The 20,949-nt window shown below is 64.7% G+C and carries 21 protein-coding genes; 12 read left to right on the top strand and 9 right to left on the bottom strand.

What is annotated here, in order from left to right; all coding sequences use genetic code 11:
* Window positions 1–38: 38 nt before the first annotated feature.
* Entirely contained in the window at window positions 39–2,573 is a 2,535-nt protein-coding gene (locus RSE12_03165; GenBank protein WRH63350.1) for a TIGR02302 family protein, read from the top strand.
* 24 nt (window positions 2,574–2,597) lie between these two features.
* Here RSE12_03165 and RSE12_03160 read toward each other — a convergent pair whose 3' ends face one another.
* On the bottom strand, window positions 2,598–3,470 hold the full coding sequence (locus tag RSE12_03160; GenBank protein WRH63349.1) for a zinc-ribbon domain-containing protein: 873 nt from the start codon (window positions 3,468–3,470) through the stop codon (window positions 2,598–2,600).
* Between the two features lie 164 nt (window positions 3,471–3,634).
* On the opposite strand from RSE12_03160, the gene RSE12_03155 reads away from it, so the two are divergent.
* The 4 genes from RSE12_03155 to RSE12_03140 are packed head-to-tail and all read left to right on the top strand — an operon-like array spanning window position 3,635 to window position 6,590.
* Window positions 3,635–4,306: an ATP-binding cassette domain-containing protein gene (locus RSE12_03155; protein ID WRH63348.1), complete on the top strand. Its 672-nt coding sequence runs from the start codon at window positions 3,635–3,637 to the stop codon at window positions 4,304–4,306.
* A complete protein-coding gene (locus tag RSE12_03150; protein ID WRH64724.1) occupies window positions 4,306–5,199 on the top strand; it encodes a cell division protein FtsX in 894 nt (297 codons plus the stop codon). The genes RSE12_03155 and RSE12_03150 overlap by 1 nt, the downstream gene beginning before the upstream one ends.
* The gene (locus RSE12_03145; protein WRH63347.1) at window positions 5,196–5,936 is read left to right on the top strand and encodes a lysophospholipid acyltransferase family protein; all 741 of its coding nucleotides are present in this window, start codon (window positions 5,196–5,198) and stop codon (window positions 5,934–5,936) included. The genes RSE12_03150 and RSE12_03145 overlap by 4 nt, the downstream gene beginning before the upstream one ends.
* 48 nt (window positions 5,937–5,984) lie before the next feature.
* Window positions 5,985–6,590, top strand: a complete 606-nt coding sequence (locus RSE12_03140) for a pyridoxamine 5'-phosphate oxidase family protein (protein ID WRH63346.1) — start codon at window positions 5,985–5,987, stop codon at window positions 6,588–6,590.
* Window positions 6,591–6,594: 4 nt separating this feature from the next.
* Here the strand turns inward: RSE12_03140 and RSE12_03135 are convergent, their stop codons facing one another.
* Entirely contained in the window at window positions 6,595–7,992 is a 1,398-nt protein-coding gene (locus RSE12_03135; GenBank protein WRH63345.1) for a short-chain fatty acyl-CoA regulator family protein, read from the bottom strand.
* A gap of 147 nt (window positions 7,993–8,139) precedes the next feature.
* On the opposite strand from RSE12_03135, the gene RSE12_03130 reads away from it, so the two are divergent.
* From RSE12_03130 to sucD, 4 genes are read left to right on the top strand one after another with little or no spacing between them, the layout of a single operon-like run.
* On the top strand, window positions 8,140–9,360 hold the full coding sequence (locus RSE12_03130) for an aminotransferase class V-fold PLP-dependent enzyme (GenBank protein ID WRH63344.1): 1,221 nt from the start codon (window positions 8,140–8,142) through the stop codon (window positions 9,358–9,360).
* A 16-nt stretch (window positions 9,361–9,376) separates the two neighbouring features.
* A complete protein-coding gene (locus RSE12_03125; protein ID WRH63343.1) occupies window positions 9,377–10,315 on the top strand; it encodes a CoA ester lyase in 939 nt (312 codons plus the stop codon).
* Between the two features lie 33 nt (window positions 10,316–10,348).
* Window positions 10,349–11,521 carry a malate--CoA ligase subunit beta gene (locus RSE12_03120; GenBank protein ID WRH63342.1) on the top strand — a complete coding sequence of 391 codons (1,173 nt, stop codon included), beginning with the start codon at window positions 10,349–10,351 and terminating at the stop codon, window positions 11,519–11,521.
* 12 nt (window positions 11,522–11,533) lie between these two features.
* Window positions 11,534–12,433 carry a succinate--CoA ligase subunit alpha gene (gene sucD / locus RSE12_03115; GenBank protein WRH63341.1) on the top strand — a complete coding sequence of 300 codons (900 nt, stop codon included), beginning with the start codon at window positions 11,534–11,536 and terminating at the stop codon, window positions 12,431–12,433.
* A 110-nt stretch (window positions 12,434–12,543) separates the two neighbouring features.
* Here sucD and RSE12_03110 read toward each other — a convergent pair whose 3' ends face one another.
* The 5 genes from RSE12_03110 to RSE12_03090 all read right to left on the bottom strand — a co-directional run bounded on the left by RSE12_03110 (window position 12,544) and on the right by RSE12_03090 (window position 16,134).
* Window positions 12,544–12,858, bottom strand: coding sequence for a multidrug efflux SMR transporter (locus tag RSE12_03110; GenBank protein ID WRH63340.1), 315 nt, complete (start codon window positions 12,856–12,858; stop codon window positions 12,544–12,546).
* Window positions 12,855–13,814, bottom strand: coding sequence for an acetyl-CoA carboxylase carboxyltransferase subunit alpha (locus RSE12_03105; GenBank protein WRH63339.1), 960 nt, complete (start codon window positions 13,812–13,814; stop codon window positions 12,855–12,857). The genes RSE12_03110 and RSE12_03105 overlap by 4 nt, the downstream gene beginning before the upstream one ends.
* A gap of 80 nt (window positions 13,815–13,894) precedes the next feature.
* Entirely contained in the window at window positions 13,895–14,329 is a 435-nt protein-coding gene (locus RSE12_03100; protein WRH63338.1) for a hypothetical protein, read from the bottom strand.
* Window positions 14,330–14,332: 3 nt separating this feature from the next.
* On the bottom strand, window positions 14,333–14,815 hold the full coding sequence (locus tag RSE12_03095) for an SRPBCC family protein (GenBank protein WRH63337.1): 483 nt from the start codon (window positions 14,813–14,815) through the stop codon (window positions 14,333–14,335).
* Window positions 14,816–15,177: 362 nt separating this feature from the next.
* Window positions 15,178–16,134, bottom strand: coding sequence for an L-malyl-CoA/beta-methylmalyl-CoA lyase (locus tag RSE12_03090; protein ID WRH63336.1), 957 nt, complete (start codon window positions 16,132–16,134; stop codon window positions 15,178–15,180).
* 157 nt (window positions 16,135–16,291) lie between these two features.
* Between RSE12_03090 and dgcA the strand changes: the two genes are divergently transcribed.
* The 3 genes from dgcA (at window position 16,292) to RSE12_03075 (ending at window position 18,855) form a co-directional block, all read left to right on the top strand.
* Window positions 16,292–17,254 carry an N-acetyl-D-Glu racemase DgcA gene (gene dgcA, locus RSE12_03085; protein WRH63335.1) on the top strand — a complete coding sequence of 321 codons (963 nt, stop codon included), beginning with the start codon at window positions 16,292–16,294 and terminating at the stop codon, window positions 17,252–17,254.
* Window positions 17,255–17,511: 257 nt separating this feature from the next.
* Window positions 17,512–17,940, top strand: a complete 429-nt coding sequence (locus RSE12_03080; protein ID WRH63334.1) for a DUF2442 domain-containing protein — start codon at window positions 17,512–17,514, stop codon at window positions 17,938–17,940.
* Window positions 17,941–17,994: 54 nt separating this feature from the next.
* Window positions 17,995–18,855 (top strand): D-amino-acid transaminase, encoded by an 861-nt coding sequence (locus RSE12_03075; protein ID WRH63333.1) that lies wholly within the window; start codon window positions 17,995–17,997, stop codon window positions 18,853–18,855.
* Between the two features lie 32 nt (window positions 18,856–18,887).
* Here RSE12_03075 and RSE12_03070 read toward each other — a convergent pair whose 3' ends face one another.
* Both RSE12_03070 and RSE12_03065 read right to left on the bottom strand, forming a co-directional pair.
* Window positions 18,888–20,378, bottom strand: coding sequence for a calcium-binding protein (locus tag RSE12_03070; GenBank protein ID WRH63332.1), 1,491 nt, complete (start codon window positions 20,376–20,378; stop codon window positions 18,888–18,890).
* A 176-nt stretch (window positions 20,379–20,554) separates the two neighbouring features.
* Entirely contained in the window at window positions 20,555–20,869 is a 315-nt protein-coding gene (locus tag RSE12_03065) for a DUF1244 domain-containing protein (protein ID WRH63331.1), read from the bottom strand.
* Window positions 20,870–20,949 lie beyond the last annotated feature (80 nt).

The following is a 20,949-nucleotide window of genomic DNA, read 5'->3' as shown; positions in this document are numbered from 1 at the left end:
GCTCGTCCGCGATCAGCGGAAAAGGCCACGCCCCCCGGATGCAGGATCAGGAAATCAGCACGCTGTCGGCCATTGCCCGCCCCCTGCGGCTTACCCTGCTGGGGATGTGGGCAGAGCGGCTGACGCGGGCGTTCTGGCCGCTATGGTCGGTGTTGCTGCTGGCCCTGTCCGCCTTGGCCTTTGGTGTGCAGGACCATCTTCCGCTGGAGGCGGCATGGGCGGCGCTGGTGGGCGCGGTTTTGGCCACGCTCTACACCCTGTGGCGCGGGCTGCGGGCATTCCGCGCGCCCACGCGGGCCGAGGCGCTGATCCGGCTTGATTCGCGGCTGCCCGGCCAACCCATCGCCGCGCTGACCGACACGCAGGTGATCGGCACGGATGACCCGGCCTCGTTGATCGTGTGGCAGGCGCATCGGGCGCGGATGGCCGCGCGCGCCGCACAGGCCCGCGCGGTGGAGCCGGATCTGAAACTGGCGCGGCGCGATCCCTTTGCCCTGCGCTATGTGGCGCTGACGGCCTTTGTCATGGCGATGATCTTCGGCTCGCTCTGGCGGGTGGCATCGGTGCAGGCCTTGGCCCCCGGTGCGGGCAATGAACTGGCCGCCGGCCCCGCATGGGAAGGCTGGGCGCAACCGCCCGCCTATACCGGCAAGCCGTCGCTTTACATGAACGACATCGCCGAGGGGCGGCTGGAACTGCCGATCGGCACGCGCCTGCAATTCCGCCTCTATGGCGAGGTGGGCGAACTGACTCTTTCGGAAACCGTATCCGGGCGCACGGATGTGCCAGCGGCATCAGAAACCGTGCATGACTTCACCCTGAACCGCCCCGGTGAGGTGGTCATCGGCGGCCCCGGCGGCCGGACATGGACCCTGTCCGCCACGCCCGACCTCGCCCCGACTGTCACCCCGGGCGACAGCGCCGAACGCGAAGGCGATGGCCGCTTCACCATGGATTTTGCCGCGCGCGATGATTACGGCGTGGCGGAAGGACAGGTCAGCATCGCGCTTGACCTGCCGGGGGTCGAACGCACCTTCGGCCTGACGATGGAACCCGAACCGCGCGAGGCGGTGGTGCTGGACCTGCCGCTTCCGATCACCGGGAACCGGGCCGAATTCACCGAACAACTGGTCGATGACCTGTCGGAACATCCCTTTGCCAACCTGCCCGTCGCCATGACCTTCACCGTCACCGATGCGGCGGGGCAGCAGGGCGTGGCGGAACCGGTCAAGCTGGTCCTGCCCGGGCGGCGGTTCTTTGATCCGCTGGCGGCGGCGCTGATCGAGATGCGGCGTGATCTGCTGTGGAATCGCGCCAATGCCGGGCGGTCGACCCAGATCCTCAAGGCCATCACCAACCGCCCCGAAGAACTGATCCGCAACGAACGCGCCTATCTGCGCCTGCGCGTGCTGATGCGCGATCTTGAGGTGCAGAAGGCCAGCCTGTCGCCCGAGGCGCGCGATACCTTTGCGTCTGAGCTTTGGGAAATCGCCTTGATGGTGGAAGAGGGCGATCTGGCCTCGGCCATGGAACGCCTGCGCCGCGCGCAGGACCGTCTGGATGAGGCGATCCGCAACGGTGCAGAACAGGGCGAAATCGACGAATTGATGCAAGAACTGCGCGAGGCGCTGAACGATTACATGCGCGAACTCGCCGAAGAGGCCGAGCGTAACCCCGATAGCCAGCTGTCCCAAAATATGCCGGGGATGCAGATGTCGGGCGATCAGTTGCAGGAAATGCTGGATGAATTGCAGCGCCTGATGGAAGAGGGCCGCACCGCCGAAGCGCAGGAACTGATGGAAATGCTGCGCCAGCTGATGGAAAACATGCAGGTGGCGCAGGGCGAAGGCCAGGGTCAGGGCCAGGGCGGCCCCGGCCAGCAGGCGATGCGCGAATTGCAGGATACGCTGCGTGGCCAGCAGGGCCTGTCCGACGATGCCTTCCGTGATCTGCAAGACGGGCAAGAGGGCAACGAAGGCAACCGCCCCGGCCAACCCGGCCAACAGGGCGAAGGCCAGCAGCAGGGCGAAAACGAAGGTCAGGGCGAGGGCGAAGGGCAGGGGCAAGGGCAAAGCCTCGCGCAGCGCCAGCAGGAATTGCGCGACCGTCTGGGTCAGTTGCAGGGCAACCCTCTGCCCGGCGACGGGTCGGAAAACGGCGAAGAAGGCCGCCGCCAGCTTGACCGTGCCGGACGCGCGATGGAAGAGGCCGAAGATGCCCTGCGCGAAGGCGATCTGCCCGGCGCGCTGGACCGTCAGGCCGAGGCGATGGAAGCTCTGCGCGACGGGATGCAGCAATTCGGCGAGGCTTTGGCCGAAAACCAGCAGCAGCAAGACGGCAACGCCGAACAGGGGCAGGAATTCGGGCAGGCCGATCCCAATGGCCAGCGCGATCCGCTGGGCCGCGAACCCGGCAACTCCGCCCGCATCGGATCGGATCGCAACATGCTGCAAGGCGAAGATGTCTATCGCCGCGCGCAAGACCTGCTGGACGAAATCCGCCGCCGGTCGGGCGATCAGGCCCGTCCCGAAGGCGAACGCGATTACCTGCGCCGCCTGCTGGACATGTTCTGAACTACAACGAAGCTGGAGCCCGGATCAGTTGCCCTGATCTGACGCCTGCCGCACCGCATCGGTCGCCTGCCGCATCAGGCCATCCAGCCACAGCCGCGCGCCATCTATCGCGGCGACATAGGCGTTGACCGCACCTTCTGCCGCCGGAACCATCGCCACGATGCGCGGCGCGGCCACATAGGCCGCAAGGCCCAGCACCGCGACAAGCATCGCCACGGCAAACCCGCTGCGGAAACCGCGTGCGTTGGATTGGCCAATCTCTTCCTGCGCCGCTTCGCTCAGCGCGGGGGGTTCGGCACCCCCCTTGAGCGAAGAGTTGATCTCTTCGATATCGGGCAGCAGATCACGCCGGGTGGCGGGTTTCGGCGGGGCCGGGGGCGGGGCGTCGGGATCCAGCCCCTTCATCTGCGCGATGCGCCGCGCGGCGGCCGCCAGACCACCGGCATGTGCGGGCGTCGGAACAGCCCCCGCCGCGCGGGATTGTTCGGCCGAGGCGACAACGGCGGCAGCAGCGGCAGCGGCAGCAGCGGCAGCCGGGGCCGAAAGGCCCATTTCGGTTTGCGTCTCGATCGGGGCGGCGTCGGCCTTGCGGGCGGCAGCCTCACGCTCGGCCTCTTCGCGCAGGACGGCCATCAGGTTTTCGTCGATGCTGCGCTTGGGCGCATCGGCCATGGCGGGTGGCGGCGGGGCGTCATCCTCATCCAGATCGGGCAACGGGTCCGCCGCGCCAGAGGCACCAAAGAGTTCGTCTTCCTGCTCCAGCGCCAGTTCAATCTCGGGCGGAAGCTGGAACCACGCATGTCCGCAGTTTGAACATTGCACATCCCGGCCCATATCCGGGATCGCCGCGTCGTCCACCTCGTACTCGGCCTCGCAATTTGGACAGATCAGCCGCATTCAACACTTCCCCGTTTCCCCACGCGCGAACGCGGTTTCCCTCGTCCGACCGTCACCGCACGATTACACCATCCAGCAAGGTCCACAACCGGCACCCACCCGCATTGCAACCGCGCCCACCTTGGGCAATGCTGCGTTCGCAAGCAAGAGGCTGTGAAACACAAGTGATCGCGTTCGACAACGTCGCCTACAATTATGGCGGAGGTGAGCTTTTGTCAGAAGTCAGCCTGCGCCTTGCGCCGGGCTCTTTCCACTTTCTGACGGGGCCCTCCGGGGCGGGGAAATCCACCTTCCTGAAACTGGCCTATGCCGAGTTGCTGCCCACGGCGGGCAGGGTCACGATCTTTGATCGTGAGGTGCGGGGGCTGACGCGCGATGACGTCGCCCTGACGCGCCGCCGCATCGGGGTGGTGCATCAGGATGTGCAGTTTCTGGATCACCTGCCTTTGGCGGCGAATGTGTCCATGCCGCTGATGGTATCGGGCCGTGCAGGCGATCCCCGCGATCTGACAGATCTTTTGGGCTGGGTCGGGCTGGGGCAACTGGCCGATGCGCTGCCACCGCAATTGTCGGGGGGTGAACGGCAGCGCGCAGCGCTGGCGCGGGCGGTCATCATGGGGCCGGATGTGATTTTGGCGGATGAGCCGACAGGGAACCTTGATTGGGAAATGTCGCTGCGCCTGCTGACGCTGCTGGTCGAGTTGAACAAGATGGGCAAGACCATCCTTGTCGCCACCCATGACATGAACCTGATCCGCACCGCCAAGAACCAGGTCGCCGCCCGCGTGCTGCGCATCCGCAACCGCCGCATTCAGCTTGCGGGGGCAGACCTGTGATCCGCCGCCTGCGCCTTCTTGTAACCCCTGACCGGCAAGCCGACCGTGTGGTCCCGCCTTCGGGCCATTCCGCCTGGCTGACCAGCTTCACCGCCGGGGCGATGACCTTTCTCGCCGTCTTTGCCCTTGCCCTGTCGCTGGCATCGGGGCGGTTGGCGGATCGCTGGGCCGATGCTCTGGCGCGCACGGCCACGGTGCGCATTTCCGCCCCGCCCGACCAGATGGAAGCACAAACCTTCGCCGTGCTGGAGGTGTTGAAAACCACCCCCGGCATCGCCGCCTCACGCGCGCTGACGGATGAGGAACAAAAGGCCCTGCTGGCCCCGTGGTTCGGCCCCGACCTGCCGCTTGACGCGCTGCCCCTGCCCCGCCTGATCGAGGTGACAGAGTCCGAGGCAGGCTATGACAGCGAAGGTCTGCGCCAACGTCTGGCGGCCGAGGCGCCGGGCGCGGTGCTGGACGATCACACCCGCTGGCGCAGGCCGCTGGCCACAGCGGCGGCGCGGCTCAATCTGCTGGGCGGGCTGTCGATCCTGCTGATCGGTGCCACCATGGCCGCGATGATCACGCTGGCCGCCAATGCCGCGCTGGCCGCCAATGCGCAGGTGATCCGCGTGCTGCGCATCGTGGGCGCGCAGGATGATTACATCGCCGCCGCCTTTGTGCGCCGCTTCACAGTGCGCGCGCTTGTCGGGTCGGCCATCGGCGCGGTGGCCGGGCTGATCGGCGTGGCGCTGCTGCCCCCGGTGGATGAGGCGGGCGGTTTCCTGACGGGGCTTGGCTTTCAGGGGGCTGGTTGGCTGCTGCCGCTTCTGCTACCCCCGGTCGCAGCAGTGGTGGCGCTGATTGCCACACGCGCCGCCGCGTTCAGGAAACTTCGGGAATTGCCATGATCTATGCGCTGCGCTGGCTGATGTCGCTTTTGTTCATCATCCAGATGTATGTGATGATGGCCATCATCGGCCTCGCCTATATCCCCTATGCCGCGATCAGCCGGAATGGGGCTTGGGCGGGCATAAATCTCTATTGCCGATATGTCCGCTTTACCGCGCGCTGGATGGTGGGTTTGCGGTCGGAAATCCGGGGCACGGTTCCCAGTGGCGAAGTGATCATCGCGTCAAAACACCAAAGCTTCTTTGACATCATCCTGATCTGTTCGGTCGTCCGCCGACCGAAGTTCATCATGAAAAAGGAACTGCGCTGGACGCCGCTTTTGGGCTTTTATGCCTGGCGGATCGGCTGCATCCCGGTGGATCGCGGCAAGAAAGGCCGCGCGGTCGCCGAAATGAAAAAAGCGGTCGCCGCAGGGGCCGCCATTCCGGGTCAGCTGATCATCTACCCGCAGGGCACCCGCGTCGCCCCCGGCGTTGCGCTGCCCTACAAGGTGGGGACGGGGCTGCTTTACAACCAGCTGGGCCAGCCCTGCATCCCGACGGCCACCAATGTGGGCGTGTTCTGGCCGCGCCATGGCATCTATCGCAAACCCGGTCTGGCGGTGGTGGAATTCATGCCCGCCATCCAGCCGGGCCGCAGCACCGCCGATTTCATGGCCGAACTGGAACGCGTGATCGAAGGCCGGTCCGACAAGCTGATGGCCGAGGCAGGTTTCACCTATTCCAAAGCCGCCTGATGGCTGCCCGCCTGCATTTGCCAAAGCCCGCTTTCAAAGGCCGCAACCATGGATTTCATCACATCGCTTGACGCGCTGCACGCGCAGTATGGCACGCCGGCCGATCCGGCGATCCGCAAGGTCGTGCCGCACCTGACGCCCAGCTACCGAACGGTGATCGAACGCAGCCGGTTCTGCATCCTTACCACCGTGGGGCCGGAAGGCACCGATGGCAGCCCGCGCGGCGATGACGGCCCGGTGGTGGCCGTGTTGGATGACCGGACGCTCGCCCTGCCCGACTGGAAGGGGAATGAACGCATCGACAGCCTGCGCAACATCGTCCGCGACGGGCGGGTCAGCCTGTGCTTCCTGATCCCCGGCTGGAAAAACCTGCTGCGCGTGAACGGCACCGCCCGGCTGACCGCCGACGCCACCCTTCGCGCGCGGTTTGACCGGGGCGGGGTGCAGCCACGCACGGTGATCGTGATCGACGTGGCCGAGGTATATTCCCAATGCGCCCGCGCCGTGGTGCGCGCGGGGCTATGGACGGCGGGCGATCAATCCGAGGGTCTGCCCAGCGTCGGCCAAATGCTGGCCGAGGCGACGGAAGGCCAGATCGACGGGGCCACCTATGATGCGGGCTGGGCCAGTCGAGCCGCAGGAACGATGTGGTAGCGGTTCACACCTCGAACCGCGTCGCGCCCCGCCGCTTTTCATCGACAGGCTGCGACAACACCACCGCCTGATGCGCGCGCTGATCGCAGCCCGACCTTGGGCAGATGCGGCAGTTGATGCCAACCGGCGTCATCCGCGCGCCAGTCACGGAAAACGCCTCGGCATAGCCAATCTCGGGCGCGTGTTCGATGGCGCAGCCCATCGCCACGGCAAGGCGGTTGTCTTGCGCGTGGCGCATCCAGGTGGGGCGGTCCACCGTGCGCGAAAACACAAAGAACTGCGACCGGTCCGGCATTTCCACAAACTGCGGCACGATCCGCCCCGGCGTGCGGAAACTGGTATGCACATCCAGCCGCGGGCAGGCGCCGCCATGTTCGGCCAGATGGAACCCCGTGGCATTGAACCGCTTCGTCACGTTACCGCCCTTGTCGATCCGCATGAAGAAGAACGGCACCCCAAGCGCGCCTTCGCGTTGCAGGGTGGTGGCGCGGTGGCAGGCCTGTTCAAAGCTCACGCCAAAGCGGGTGGCGATGTGATCAAGGTCATATTTCGTCGCCCGCGCCTCGGCCAGAAAGGCATCATAGGGCATCAGTACGGCCGCCGCGAAATAGTTGGCCAGTTCCACCCGCAACCGCGCCACACCGCGCGGATCGGTGATCCCCGACCGCGCTGCCAGATTGTCCAAGAGCGCGCGCTGTTCCAACAGCCCGCACATATGCGTCAGCTGAAAGATGCGGTTGGTGTGGTCCAGCGCCTCGGACAGCAGGATCTCGCGCCGCGCCTCATCATATTGCCGCAGGGTGCCCGGCAGGTCATCCACCTGCACCAGCCGCACGGTCACCCCCACGCCATCCCGCAACCGCCGTTTCAGCGCGACGTAAATCTCATCCGGTTCCACCGCAGCGCCCGCCCAGAACCCCGCCGCCGCCTCTTCCAGATCGCGAAAGTGGTTGCGATGGCGGCGGAATTCGTTGTGAACCGCCGCCTCGGGGGTAGAGATGATCTGCGGCGCCTCCCCCTCGGTCAGTGACAAAAGCTGATCCGTGGCCGCCTGATAGGCGCTGTGCAGCCGCAGAAATGCCTGCACCAGCGCAGGCGCATGCACCATTGAGGCGCGCAGTTGCGTTAGATCGGGCTTCATTTCTGTAAAGAGCGGGTCCTGCATCACCGCGCGCAGGTCGGCCAGCTGGCTTGTGCCATCCTCATCCGCAATCTCGCGCCAATCGACGCCATAGACCTCGAACATCCGCAACAGGACCGAGACGGAAACCGATCTTTCGTTGTTTTCCAACAGGTTGACATAAGACGCGCTGATCCCCAGCGCCTTGGCCATGGATCCCTGCGTTTCGCCCCGTTCCAGCCGCAGACGCCGCAGATGCGGGCCGATAAAGGTTTTCTGCATACCGTCGCACACATCTGTGGTTTCGTCATGTTTACAATATTACAGATTAAAGGTTTTGTAAATTCTCGCATTCACAGCAGGACCCGCTTTCGTTTTGCACAATGCCCCGGTGGTGGCATGGAGAACCCAACAGATCGGGAGGTCACTATGAAAACCGGAACGCAACACCTTTACATCCCCGGCCCTACCAACGTGCCCGAGGCGGTGCGGCAAGCCATGATCGTGCCGATGCAGGATCACCGCGCGCCGGATTTCGGTGATCTGACGCTGGGCCTGTTCGCCGATCTGAAAAAGGTTTTCAAAACGGAAACCGGAAGCGTGATGATGTTCCCCGGTTCCGGCACCGGCTGCTGGGAAGCGGCGATCACCAACACGCTGAACCCGGGTGACAAGGTTCTGATGGCCCGCCATGGGCAGTTCAGCCACCTCTGGATCGACATGGCGCAAAAGCTGGGCCTGGATGTCGAGGTTGTCGATCTGGCATGGGGCGCTGGCGTTCCTGCCAACGAATTCGCCCGCATCCTGGGCAATGACCGGCACGGCAAGATCAAGGCCGTCTTCGTCACGCATAACGAAACCGCCACGGGTGTCACGTCTGACATCGCCCTTGTCCGCCGCGCGCTGGACGAATCCTTCCATGATGCGATGCTGTTCGTGGATGGCGTGTCCTCGATCGGCTCCATCGATTTCCGCATGGATGAATGGGGCGTCGATCTTGCCGTGACCGGCAGCCAAAAGGGCTTCATGCTGCCCGCAGGTCTGGGGATGCTGGGCGTTTCGGCCAAGGCGATGGCGGCGGCGGAAACCGCAAAGATGCGCCGCGCCTATTTCGATTTCGCCGACATGGCCCGCGCCAACACCACCGGCTACTTCCCCTATACCCCGCCGGTCCAACTGTTCCACGGTCTGCGCCGCGCGCTGGATCGGATGCTGGACGAAGGCATGGAAAACATCTTTGCCCGCCACCGCCGCCTTGCCACCGGGGTCCGCAACGCCGTGGCCGCCTGGGGCATGGACCTGGCCGCCGAACACCCGTCGCTGTATTCCGATACGGTCAGCGCGATCCGCGTGCCGCAGGGCGTGGATGCGCGCGACGTGATCCGCGTGGCCTATGACCGCTACAACTGTTCCTTCGGCGCTGGCCTCGGCCCTCTGAACGGCAAGGTGTTCCGCATCGGCCACCTGGGCGACCTGAATGAAGGGATGTGCCTGACGGCGCTGTCCATCGCAGAGCTTTGCCTCGCCAATGCCGGCGCGCAGATCCGCTTCGGGTCGGGCGTTGCCGCCGCGCAGGATGTCTATGCCGAACCCATGGCCCGCGCCGTGCAGCGCACCACCCGCGCCGCAACCCGCATCGCCGCCGAATAAGCACCCAGAGGAAATCATGTCCCACACCCTGTACCCGCTGCGGCGTCAACGCCTGCAGCGATCGGAGCTTGCTGTTCCGGCGTCAAACCCCACGATGATCGACAAGGCCGCCGCTGGCCCCGCCGATTACGTCTTTCTTGATCTGGAAGATGCCGTCGCGCCCCCGGAAAAGGAACAGGCCCGCAAGAACGCCATTCAGGCGCTGAATGATATCGACTGGGCCGCAAAGGGCAAAACCGTATCCGTCCGCATCAACGGGCTGGACACGCATTACATGTACCGCGACGTGGTCGATGTGATGGAACAGGCAGGCAGCCGCGTTCATACGCTTCTGGTGCCCAAGGTCGGCGTCCGCGATGACCTGTATATGGTCGAGGCCATGGTCAACCAGATCGAACAGGGCAAGGGCCTGACCACCCGCGTCGGCCTTGAGGCGTTGATTGAAACCGCGCTCGGCATGGCCAATGTGGAAAGCATCGCGCAGTTCGGCGGTCGTCTTGAAGCCCTGCATTTCGGCGTGGCCGATTATGCCGCCTCCATGCGCGCCCGCACCATCAATATCGGCGGCCTGAACCCGCATTACCCGGGCGATCAGTGGCATGCCGCGATTTCCCGCATGGTCATCGCCTGCCGCGCCTATGGCCTGCGCGCGATTGACGGCCCGTTCGGCGATTTCTCGGATCCCGAAGGCTACAAAGACGGCGCCCGCCGCGCCGCCGCCCTTGGGTGTGAGGGGAAATGGGCCATCCACCCCTCTCAGGTCGACATGGCGAATGAAGTCTTCAGCCCGACCGAGGCCGAGGTGACCAAAGCCCGCCGCATCATCGAAGAGCTGCGCATCGCGGAAAGCCAAGGCAAAGGCGCGGCCAGCCTTGATGGCAAGATGATCGACGCCGCGTCCGAGAAGATGGCGAACAACGTGCTGGTGATCGCCGAGGCGATTGCCAACAAGTAAACCGCCCCAACGGGATTCAGGGAGGAATACCGAATGGACATTCACGAATATCAGGCCAAGGAAATTCTGGCGCGTTTCGGCGTGCCGGTGCCGCGCGGCGGGCTGGCCTACAGCCCCGAACAGGCAGGCTATCGCGCCCGCGAACTGGGCGGCAGCGCCTGGGTGGTCAAGGCACAGATCCATTCCGGCGGCCGCGGCGCGGCAGGCGGCGTAAAACTCTGCCGGTCCGAGGCCGAAGTGCAGGATTTCGCCTCTACCCTGTTTGGCAAGCAGCTTGTCACCAAGCAGACGGACGCGAACGGCAAGGGCGTTTACCGCCTCTGGGTCGAAGGCGCGTCCGACATCGCGCAGGAAATGTATCTGGGCTTTGTGCTGGACCGGAAATCCGAACGCATCATGATCGTCGCCTCAGCCCACGGCGGGATGGAGATCGAGGATCTGGCCGAATCCGACCCCAACTCGCTGCGCCGCATGACCGTTGATCCCGCAGTCGGCCTGTCCGAATTTCAGGCGCGCGAACTGGCCTTTCAGCTTGGCCTGAAAGGCGGGCAGATCGCGCAGATGGTGAACATCCTCAAAGCCTGCTACCGCGCCTATCGCGATCTGGATGCGATGATGGTAGAGATTAACCCGCTGGTCATCACCCATGCGGGCGATCTGGTGGCGCTGGATGCCAAGATGTCCTTTGACACCAACGCCCTGTTCCGCCGCCCCGAAATCGCCGAACTGCGCGACCGGTCACAGGAAGACCCGCGCGAAAGCACGGCGGGGGATCACGGCCTCGCCTATGTCGGCCTTGATGGCGATATCGGCTGCATCATCAACGGCGCGGGTCTGGCCATGGCGACCATGGACATGATCAAACTCGCCGGGGGCGAGCCTGCGAACTTCCTCGATATCGGCGGGGGCGCATCGCCCGAGCGCGTCGTCCGCGCCTTCCGCACCGTGCTGGCCGACCGCAATGTCAGCGTGATCCTTGTCAACATCTTCGCGGGCATCAACCGCTGTGACTGGGTGGCACAAGGCGTGGTGCAGGCCTATCGCGAACTGGGCCTGACTGTGCCGGTCGTGGTGCGTCTGGCAGGCACCAATGTCGAAGAGGGCAACCGGATTATTCAAGACAGCGGCCTGCCCCTCATTACCGCCAACACTCTGGCCGATGCTGCCGAAAAGGCCGTCGCCACCCGCCACAAACTCGCCGCGTAAGGGGGAACCGCCATGGCTATTCTCATCACCGAAAAGACCCCCGTGATCGTGCAGGGCATGTCGGGTCGCATCGGCCAGTTCCATGCCGAAGACATGATCAAGCACGGCACGAATGTCGTGGGCGGCGTAACGCCGGGCCGGGGGGGCGAGTCGCTCCTTGGCCGGCCGCTGTTCAACACCGTGCGTGAGGCGGTCGAGGCGACGGGGGCCGAAGCCTCGCTCGTCTTCGTGCCGCCACCCTTTGCCGCGGATGCCATCATGGAGGCGGCGGATGCCGGCATCAAAACCGCCGTCTGCGTGACCGACGGCATCCCCAGCCAGGACATGATGAAGGTCAAGCGCTTCCTGAAACGCTATCCGGCGGATCGCAAGATGCGCCTGATCGGGCCGAACTGCGCGGGCATCATCTCGCCCGGCAAGGGGTTCATGGGCATCATGCCGCCCCATATCTACATGCCCGGCCGCGTGGGCATCGTGGGCCGCTCCGGCACGCTGGGCTATGAGGCGGCTTCGCAGATGAAGGCGCTTGGGATCGGCGTGTCCACCTCTGTCGGCATCGGCGGCGATCCGATCAACGGATCCTCCTTCCGCGACATTCTGGAACTGTTCGAGGCAGACCCGGAAACCGATGCCGTGATGATGATCGGCGAAATCGGCGGCCCACAAGAGGCCGAGGCCGCGATCTATGCCCGCGACCACATGAAGAAACCGGTGGTGGCCTATATCGCAGGGCTCTCCGCCCCCAAGGGCCGCAAGATGGGCCATGCGGGCGCGATCATTTCCGCCTTTGGCGAAAGCGCGCAGGAAAAGGTGGAAATCCTGTCCGCCGCCGGCATCACCATCGCGCCGAACCCGTCCTCGATGGGCGAAACCATGGCCCGCGTCCTGTCCGGCCAGCGCGCAGCGGCATAAGCCTTTTCATCGTAACCTCATCGGGCGGCTTCCGGGCCGCCCCTTTTTCTTGGCCTTACAGCTTCATCTTGGCCCAAATACCCAAAAATTTACGCTCTCCACCCGCACCGTCAGGCGAATTTGAGCGCGATGATCCCGGCCAGAATCAGCAAAATGCCGATCACCCGCCACAGGCTGACTGGATCGCCGAACAGGAACACCGCCAGCACTGCCGTCCCCACGGCCCCGATCCCCACCCAGACGGCATAGGCGGTGCCCACCGGCAATTCCTTCATCGCGATGGAAAGCAGCCAGAAAGACGCAATCGCGCCAAGGATCGTCAGCACCGACGGGATGGGTTTGGAAAACCCGTCCGAGTATTTCAGGCCCAGCGCCCAGCCGGTTTCCAAAAGCCCCGCGATCAGAACGATCAGCCAGGCGTTCACGCAGCCAGCCCTTTCGACCCCATGTCGATGAACTTGGTCCGCCGATCCTTGATCAGCGCGTCGGGCTTCTTGCCCGACAGGTCCTTCAGCATCGCCTCGATGCCCTTGCCCACGGCTTCGATCGTTTCCTTGCGGCCGCGCTGCGCGCCGCCCAGAGGTTCCTTGATGATCCGGTCGATCACGCCCAGCTTTTGCAGATCCTGCGCCGTCAGACGCAGCGCCTCGGCCGCCTCGCGCATCTTTTCGGCATCCTTCCACAGGATCGACGCACAGCCTTCGGGGCTGATCACCGAATAAACAGAATGCTCCAGCATCGCCACGCGGTTGGCCGTGGCAAAGGCCACCGCGCCGCCCGACCCACCCTCACCGATGATGACGGAAATCAGCGGCACGCCGATCTGCAGGCATTTCTCGGTCGACCGGGCAATCGCCTCGGCCTGACCGCGTTCCTCGGCGCCCTTGCCGGGATAGGCGCCGGGCGTATCCACCAGCGTGATCACCGGCAGGCGGAACCGATCCGCCATATCCATCAGGCGGATCGCCTTGCGGTATCCTTCGGGCCGCGCCATGCCGAAATTTCGCTCGATCCGGGTCTTGGTGTCATTGCCCTTTTCATGGCCGATGATGACGACCGGCTGATCGTTGAACCGGGCCAGCCCCCCCATCACCGCATGGTCATCGGCAAAGTTCCGATCCCCCGCCAGCGCGGTGTATTCGGTGAACAGCGCGTCGATGTAATCCTTGCAATGCGGGCGGTCCGGGTGACGCGCCACCTGGCATTTCCGCCAGGGCGTCAGGTCCTTATACAGGTCCTTCAGCAGCACCTCGGCCTTGCGGTCCAGCGCATCCGCCTCTTTCGACACGTCCATGCCGGAATTGGTGCGTGCCATCGCGCGCAGCTCTTCCGCCTTGCCTTCGATTTCGGCCAGCGGCTTTTCAAATTCCAGATAGTTCATGCGGCACACTCCTTACGGACGCCCCTATATGGCCAGAGGCGGCGCAAGATGCAACTCGCCCTTGGGTGACAGGGCCGTGTTCAGCCGGTGGCCGCCCCCTGATCCAGCGCGATCAGATGGGCCACGTGATCCGGCCCGCATGACAATTTGGCGGCCACCTTGCTACCGGGCAGCACCACGCGCCAGAACGGCACCACCTGATCCAGCGCCTTGCCCTCTGCCAGATCGGTCAGCGCCACCTCGGCCACCACCCGCAGATAGATGGCCGTGGTCACCGGGCACATGGCATTGGCCCCGGCCTTGCGCGCCAATTCATTCCGCAGCCGGTCCATCGTCCGCGTCTCGCCCTGCGGGATGCGCGCCACGTAATTCGCAATCTCACCGGGCGAGGAAATCAGCATCATATTCCCCGCCTTCACCCCCGCGAAATCGGCGTGCAGCATCACCACATGCGGGTCCTTCGCCGCGCCAAAGCGCTTGCGCCAATCGGTCGGTTTCTTTTTCCGCTCGGCCATCCCTCACCCCTCCACACGCGCCTTGAGTGCCGCAAGATATGTGGTGGCAAACGCCTCCGGATCAAAGAACAGCCGCGCCAGAATCCGGCCCAGCGGCGCTGGGATTTCCGCCCGTTCGACCACGGCAATCCGCGTGCCCTCTGCTTCCGGCGTCAGCACCGCCTCCCAACTGCCCGAGTATCCCGCATCCGAGGCGAAGCGCAGGCGGATGCGCGCCTCCCCCATCTCCTCCGTCACGAAAGAGATCCGTTCGCCCCGCGCCGTCACCTCGACCCAGCCATCAGCGGTCCGCTCAATAGCGGAAATCCCCTGACGCCACTCTGTCTGTGCCTCCACATCGGCGATCACCGCCACGATGCGCGCGGGCGTCGCCGCGATCACCACCTCGGCCCGCCCTTCGCGAGTGGCGGGCAAAAGCCAGCCAAGCAGAAACACCAGCCCCGCCAGCAAGAACAGGACCGCACACATCCAAACCAGAAACCGCATCGAACCCTCCGGAAAACCACCTCTCCCGGTGCTAGCAAAACTGCAGGGGTTGCCGAAGTATCCCGTATTTTTCCACGCGTTATCATGGGGATGAATGAAATCTGCACCACGCTCCGCCCGGAATGTCCGGTTGGCAGGGGCGCGGATACGGTGGTCTTGCCCTCGCCGTCTCGGGGCCAGAAACAGCAGCGCCCCGTGGCCGGGCCACGGGGCGTGCATCCTCCCCATTTGCTGCGAGGGGCCTCCTCTCCCCTTGGTCGCAGCGCGGGTGTTCTTTTCAAAGCGGCGCATTTTCGCGCTTTGGTTGGCAGAGCCTGCCCGCATTGCAGGCGGGCTGTCAACGATTCATAACTGACGCAAGGTCAACCCGCGATCAATTCCGCCTGCCGCACGATCACCTCGGCCTGTTTGATGCTGGCGATATCGACCAGACGGCCCTTGTAGACCGTCGCCCCCTCGCCGCGGGCCTTGGCGGCATCCATCGCCGCCAGAATCTCCCGCGCCTCGGCCACGGCGGCATCGGATGGGGTGAACACCTCATTCGCCAACGTCACCTGCTTTGGGTGGATCGCCCATTTGCCCACCATCCCCAGCGTGGCCGACCGCAGCGCCTGCGCGCGGAACCCTTCATCATCGCTGAAATCGCCAAAGGGGCCATCGACCGGCAGGATTCCATGCGTCCTGCAGGCCGCAACGATGGCCGCCTGCGCCCAATGCCACGGGTCCGACCAATGCCTCATTCCCTCGCGCAGCATGTAGTAATTCTCCTGCGTGCCGCCGATCCCGGTGGTCTGCATCCCCATGCTGGCCGCGAAATCCGCCGCGCCCAGGCTCATGGCCTGCAAGCGGGGGGAACCCTTGGCGATCTCCTCGACATGGGAAATCCCCGCCGCCGATTCGATGATGACCTCGAACCCGATGGGTTTCGTCCGCCCCATCGCGCGTTCCACCGCCGTCACCAGCGCATCCACGGCATAAAGGTCCTCGGCGCAGCCCACTTTGGGGATCATGATCAGATCCAGCCGCTCGCCGCCCTTTTCCAGCAGGTCCACCACATCGCGATACCACCATGGCGTATCCAGCCCATTGATCCGCACCGACAGCGTCTTGTGGCCCCAATCCACCCCGGAAATCGCCTCGATCACATTGGCCCGCGCGATGTCCTTGTCCGACGGGGCGACCGAGTCTTCCAGATCAAGGTTGATCACATCCGCCGCGCTTGCCGCCATCTTGGCAAAGATCGCCGGGCGCGATCCGGGGCCAAACAGCTGGCACCGGTTCGGGCGGGCGGGGGCGGGGGGTTGCAGGCGGAAGCTCATGGTCGGTCTCGCAATGAAATTACGGCTGGTGCTGCGTCAGCGATATATTCTTGCGCTGCACCGCGCAAGCTCCTTTTCGCAGGTGCAGCATTCGGCCCGATGGCTTGACACGGCAACCGCCCTGCCGCCCCTTCGGCCCTGACAGATGGAGCGTCCGATGATCACCGCCACCCTTGAAACCTTCCCCCTCGCCCGCGCCTTCACCATCTCGCGCGGGTCAAAGACAGAGGCGCGGGTGATCACCGCCACCGTTACGCACAATGGCGTCACCGGGCGGGGGGAGGCGGTCCCCTATGCCCGCTACGGCGAAACCCCCGAAAGCGTGCTGGAACAGATCGCCAGCCTGCCCGAAGGCATCACCCGTACCGCGTTGCAAGGAGCGCTTCCCCCCGGCGCGGCCCGCAACGCCGTGGATTGCGCGCTCTGGGATTGGGAGGCGAAAGCAGCGGGTCGCCGCGTCTGGCAGCTGGCAAACCTGCCCGCACCGGGGCCGCGCGTCACGGCCTTCACCCTGTCGCTCGACACGCCCGATGCCATGCGCGCGCAGGCGGCCGAAAATGCCCACCGCCCGATCCTGAAGATCAAGCTCGGCACCCCCGATGACATGCCGCGGCTTGAGGCCGTGCGCGCAGGCGCGCCACATTCCACCATCATCATCGACGCCAACGAAGGCTGGACCCCCGAAATCTATACCCACCTCGCCCCCCATCTGATCCGTCTTGGCGTGGCGCTGGTGGAACAGCCGCTGCCTGCCGGGGCGGATGACCTGCTGGCGGAAATCCCTCACCCCCTGCCCATCTGCGCCGATGAATCCGCACATGACCGCGCCAGCCTTGCCGCGCTGCGGGGCAAGTATGACATGGTCAACCTGAAGCTGGACAAGACCGGCGGTCTGACCGAGGCGCTGCTGATGGCCGGCGCCGCCCGCGCGCAGGGGTTCGGCCTGATGGTGGGCTGCATGGTCGGCACCTCGCTCGCCATGGCCCCCGCGATCCTGCCCGCCCAAGGCGCAGCCTTCACCGATCTGGACGGCCCGCTTCTGCTGGCGCAAGACCGGGCGCACCCGCTGCAGTACGATGAAGGTGGCGTCCATCCCCCAGATGCGGCGCTGTGGGGGTAGTTGAAAACCTAACGCTGATAGGTTATATATGGTAACGGTTCACAGGTTCGAAAGTCTCCGCTTCGTTATCTACTCGAACGATCACGATCCGGCGCATGTCCACGTATTGCGGGCGGGATGCGAGGCAAAAATCCAATTGGTCGGGTCATCGCCGATCCTCCTTTGGCAGCATGGCTTTGGCCCCGTTGAACTGCGGCGGATCCTTGAAGAAACGCGCAAAGAACGCTTTCGTCTGTTGAAAAGATGGGGAGAAATCCATGGCTGACCCGATTGAAACCCTCCTGAAACAGGCGACCGACACGGGAAACGCCCTCCTTGCCGATGGCACGCTCGCGCGGACGGTCAGTTACAACCGATCAACCGGGCATCTGTCGATCACACTCGCCAACGGCGCCGCTGTCACCATCCCGGCTCACCTGATCGAAGCACTGCGCGATGCGCCGGAAGTGGCCCGCGAAACGGTCGAAGTGGCGGGTATCGGCTATGGTCTTCACTGGCCTGACATTGACCTTGATCTTTCCGTCCCTGCGCTGCTGGCAGGGGTCTTTGGCACGCGCCGCTGGGTTGATACGCAACGCGCCGGGCGTGCAGGCCGGGCAACCTCTGCCGCCAAGTCGTCTGCGTCCCGGCAGAACGGGGCAAAGGGGGGCCGCCCCCGCAAACCCACCTCGCAATTCCCCACTTGACCCTGCGCGCCCCTGCCCCCAAACCCTTGCAAACCGCAATGTAGGGAGCCCCCCATGACCCGCACCGTCTTTGTCAACGGCACCTATCTTCCCGAAGATCAGGCCACGGTATCCGTCTTTGACCGGGGCTTCCTGATGGCGGACGGGGTGTATGAGGTGACATCGGTTCTGGATGGCAAGCTGATCGATTTTGACGGCCATACCCGCCGCCTGCACCGCAGCCTGGATGAGCTGGACATGCAGGCCCCTTGCTCGGATGCAGACCTGCTGGACATGCACCGCGAACTGATCCGCCTGAACGGCATTGATCAGGGGATGATCTACCTTCAGGTCACGCGCGGCAATCCCGGCGACCGGTCCTTCCTCTTTCCCGATGACAGCGTAAAGCCCACCATCGTGGCCTTTACCCAGAACATCCCGAACCTTGCCGATGCGCCCGCCGCAAAGACCGGGTTCAAGGTCATCTCGATCCCCGATATCCGCTGGGGCCGCCGCGACATCAAGACGGTGCAGCTGCTCTATCCGTCCATGGCCAAGATGATGGCCAAAAAGGCCGGCGTGGATGACAGCTGGATGGTCGAAGACGGCATGGTGACCGAAGGCACCTCGAACAATGCCTATATCATCAAGGGCAACCGCATCATCACGCGGCAACTGACCAATGATATCCTGCACGGCATCACCCGCACCGCCGTGCTGCGCTTCGCCGCCGAGGCGCAATTCGAGGTGGAAGAACGCCCCTTCACGGTGGCCGAAGCACAGGCGGCGGATGAGGCTTTCGCCACCGCTGCGACGATTTTTGTGATGCCTGTGGTGGAAATCGACGGCCATCCCGTCGGCGCAGGCAAGCCCGGCCCGGTGGTGGCCCGCCTGCGCGAGTTGTACATCGAAGAAATGCGGAAGGTGGCGGTCTGACCGCCACCTTCCGTATCAGGCCACCCCCTGTATCAGGCCGCCAGCCGGGTGAAGGTAAAGTTCACACCCTGCATTGACGCCAGGGTCTGCCCTTCCAGACGCAGCGCAGGCTGGCCGTCCAGCTGCACGATCACCGCGCCATCCACCTGCTGCAAGGTCACCGCCGGCGGATTGGTGCCGTTGTAGCCGATCTCGATCTTGTCCTCGGCCGGATTGAAATCCGTCACCACCATGTTCTGCGCATTCGCCACGAACAGCTCATCCGACCCTGCACCCAGCGTCACCCGGTCTCCGCCATCGGCGCGGATGATGTCGTTCCCGGCTCCGCCATCCAGCGTATCCGTACCGGACGGGCCGCCCTGCGCGCCGGGGGCGCGACTTGCGCCATCGATGACGTCATTGCCATCCCCGCCAGACAGGCTGTCATTTCCCGCTCCACCGTCCAGCGTGTCGGCACCGGCGGCCCCCAGCAGCGTGTCATTGCCTGCCTCGCCACGCACGGCGTCGTTCCCTTCGCCGCCGGTCATCCGGTCATTGCCGTCACCGCCCCACATGCGGTCGGCGCCATCATCACCGCTCAGCAGATCATCGCCAAGGTTGCCAAAGACGTTGTCATCCCCCGACCCGCCCAGCACCGTGTCGTTCCCGGACCCTGCGGCAATGCTGTCATCTTCGCTCGCCCCGTCGATCAGGTCATTTCCGGCCCCGCCAAAGATGCGGTCCTCACCAAAGCCACCGGACAATTCGTCATTCCCGCCATTCCCGGACAGGGTGTCATTGCCCAACTCGCCGAACAGCGAATCTGCGCCCCGACCGCCGGTCATGTCGTCATTGCCCGCCCCGCCGCGCGCAAGGAAACCAGTCAGCGCAGGTGCACCCGCCAGCAGGTCATCCCCATCCCCAAGGAATACCCGGTCGGACCCGCTGTCGTCGAACATCGTGACGGTGTCGTTCCCATTCCCGCCATAGACCGAATCGACACCCCGTCCTCCGGACAGGATGTCTTCATCATCCCCACCCAGCAGCGTATCTTCGCCATCGGTGCCGAACAGGCTGTCACGCCCGGCCCCACCGCTCACAAGGTCATTGCCTGCCCCACCGTACAGGCGATCCGCCCCGAGGCCCCCGTCAACCGAATCATTGCCCAGCCCCCCGACGAGCAGATCGTTGCCCGCTCCGCCAAGGCCGGTATCATTCCCCGCACCGCCAAAGAGATTGTCATCGCCTGCGCCGCCCTGCAGCGCGTCCGCGCCGCCCGATCCGATCAGGGTGTCATCGCCCAGCAGCCCGGAAAGGCGGTCCGCCCCATTCGTCCCGCGCAGCACGCTGCCTTTGTTGTTGGCCTGCGGCGCAGCCTCTGGCGCGGCCTCCGGCGCTGCGTCTGGTGCATCGCTCTGCGGGGCCATACGGGAGTTATCGAGCCCGTCCTCCTGATCCGGATCATCATCGTCGGACGACGGACCGTCAAAGGAACTCGCCAGTGCCGCCAAGGGCAGGGCCAGCAACAACAACAGGGCACTCATGACTCAAAACTCCGGACTGGTAATTCACGGCCCTACATTGCCGAAGAATCACGCAGCGACAAAGGAATTTTGGCAAAACCACGGCACTGTTCACCCCGCGTTAACAATCCACGGAATCGCCTGCCACCGTCCCCGCCTTCACCACGGTTCGATTCGGTCCGCCTCCCGAACCGCGGTCAGCCGTGTGTCTTGAACGACTCGGTAAAGGCGGCTTTCTGGCTGTCGGACGCCTCGGCCTGATGCAGCGCCTTCCAGTCGTCATAGGGCATCCCATAGACCAGCGTCTTGGCCTCTTCCTTGCCCAGCGGCACGCCCGCCTCGGCGGCCGCTTCGGCCATCCAGCGGCTCAGGCAGTTGCGGCAGAACCCGGCAAGGTTCATCAGATCGATGTTCTGCACATCGGTCCGGTTGCGCAGATGGTCGCGCAGGCGGCGATAGGCCGCCGCTTCCAGCGCCTGCATCGTTGCGTCATCAATCTGCGGGTCGGTCATGGCGGCACTCCTTGCATTCGCTGCCAGAGTGCCGCGCCTTGGCCGAAAGAACCAGCCCCCGCACTGGACCCCGCACTGGC

This window comes from Fuscovulum sp., from assembly GCA_035192965.1.
Taxonomy (GTDB): Bacteria; Pseudomonadota; Alphaproteobacteria; order Rhodobacterales; family Rhodobacteraceae; genus Paragemmobacter.
Note: the sequence above shows the minus strand (reverse complement) of the source record. Positions and strands in the feature narration are given on the sequence as shown.

What these genes read in the sequence shown, in the direction of transcription:
- RSE12_03165 (WRH63350.1), top strand. Translation starts at nt 39, where the DNA reads ATGCAGGATCAGGAAATCAGCACGCTGTCGGCCATTGCCCGCCCCCTG.
- dgcA (WRH63335.1), top strand. Translation starts at nt 16,292, where the DNA reads ATGATCACCGCCACCCTTGAAACCTTCCCCCTCGCCCGCGCCTTCACC.
- RSE12_03135 (WRH63345.1), bottom strand. Translation starts at nt 7,992, where the DNA reads ATGCAGAAAACCTTTATCGGCCCGCATCTGCGGCGTCTGCGGCTGGAA.
- sucD (WRH63341.1), top strand. Translation starts at nt 11,534, where the DNA reads ATGGCTATTCTCATCACCGAAAAGACCCCCGTGATCGTGCAGGGCATG.
- RSE12_03160 (WRH63349.1), bottom strand. Translation starts at nt 3,470, where the DNA reads ATGCGGCTGATCTGTCCAAATTGCGAGGCCGAGTACGAGGTGGACGAC.
- RSE12_03120 (WRH63342.1), top strand. Translation starts at nt 10,349, where the DNA reads ATGGACATTCACGAATATCAGGCCAAGGAAATTCTGGCGCGTTTCGGC.
- RSE12_03090 (WRH63336.1), bottom strand. Translation starts at nt 16,134, where the DNA reads ATGAGCTTCCGCCTGCAACCCCCCGCCCCCGCCCGCCCGAACCGGTGC.
- RSE12_03105 (WRH63339.1), bottom strand. Translation starts at nt 13,814, where the DNA reads ATGAACTATCTGGAATTTGAAAAGCCGCTGGCCGAAATCGAAGGCAAG.
- RSE12_03145 (WRH63347.1), top strand. Translation starts at nt 5,196, where the DNA reads ATGATCTATGCGCTGCGCTGGCTGATGTCGCTTTTGTTCATCATCCAG.
- RSE12_03080 (WRH63334.1), top strand. Translation starts at nt 17,512, where the DNA reads ATGGCTGACCCGATTGAAACCCTCCTGAAACAGGCGACCGACACGGGA.
- RSE12_03075 (WRH63333.1), top strand. Translation starts at nt 17,995, where the DNA reads ATGACCCGCACCGTCTTTGTCAACGGCACCTATCTTCCCGAAGATCAG.
- RSE12_03125 (WRH63343.1), top strand. Translation starts at nt 9,377, where the DNA reads ATGTCCCACACCCTGTACCCGCTGCGGCGTCAACGCCTGCAGCGATCG.
- RSE12_03140 (WRH63346.1), top strand. Translation starts at nt 5,985, where the DNA reads ATGGATTTCATCACATCGCTTGACGCGCTGCACGCGCAGTATGGCACG.
- RSE12_03100 (WRH63338.1), bottom strand. Translation starts at nt 14,329, where the DNA reads ATGGCCGAGCGGAAAAAGAAACCGACCGATTGGCGCAAGCGCTTTGGC.
- RSE12_03130 (WRH63344.1), top strand. Translation starts at nt 8,140, where the DNA reads ATGAAAACCGGAACGCAACACCTTTACATCCCCGGCCCTACCAACGTG.
- RSE12_03070 (WRH63332.1), bottom strand. Translation starts at nt 20,378, where the DNA reads ATGAGTGCCCTGTTGTTGTTGCTGGCCCTGCCCTTGGCGGCACTGGCG.
- RSE12_03095 (WRH63337.1), bottom strand. Translation starts at nt 14,815, where the DNA reads ATGCGGTTTCTGGTTTGGATGTGTGCGGTCCTGTTCTTGCTGGCGGGG.
- RSE12_03065 (WRH63331.1), bottom strand. Translation starts at nt 20,869, where the DNA reads ATGACCGACCCGCAGATTGATGACGCAACGATGCAGGCGCTGGAAGCG.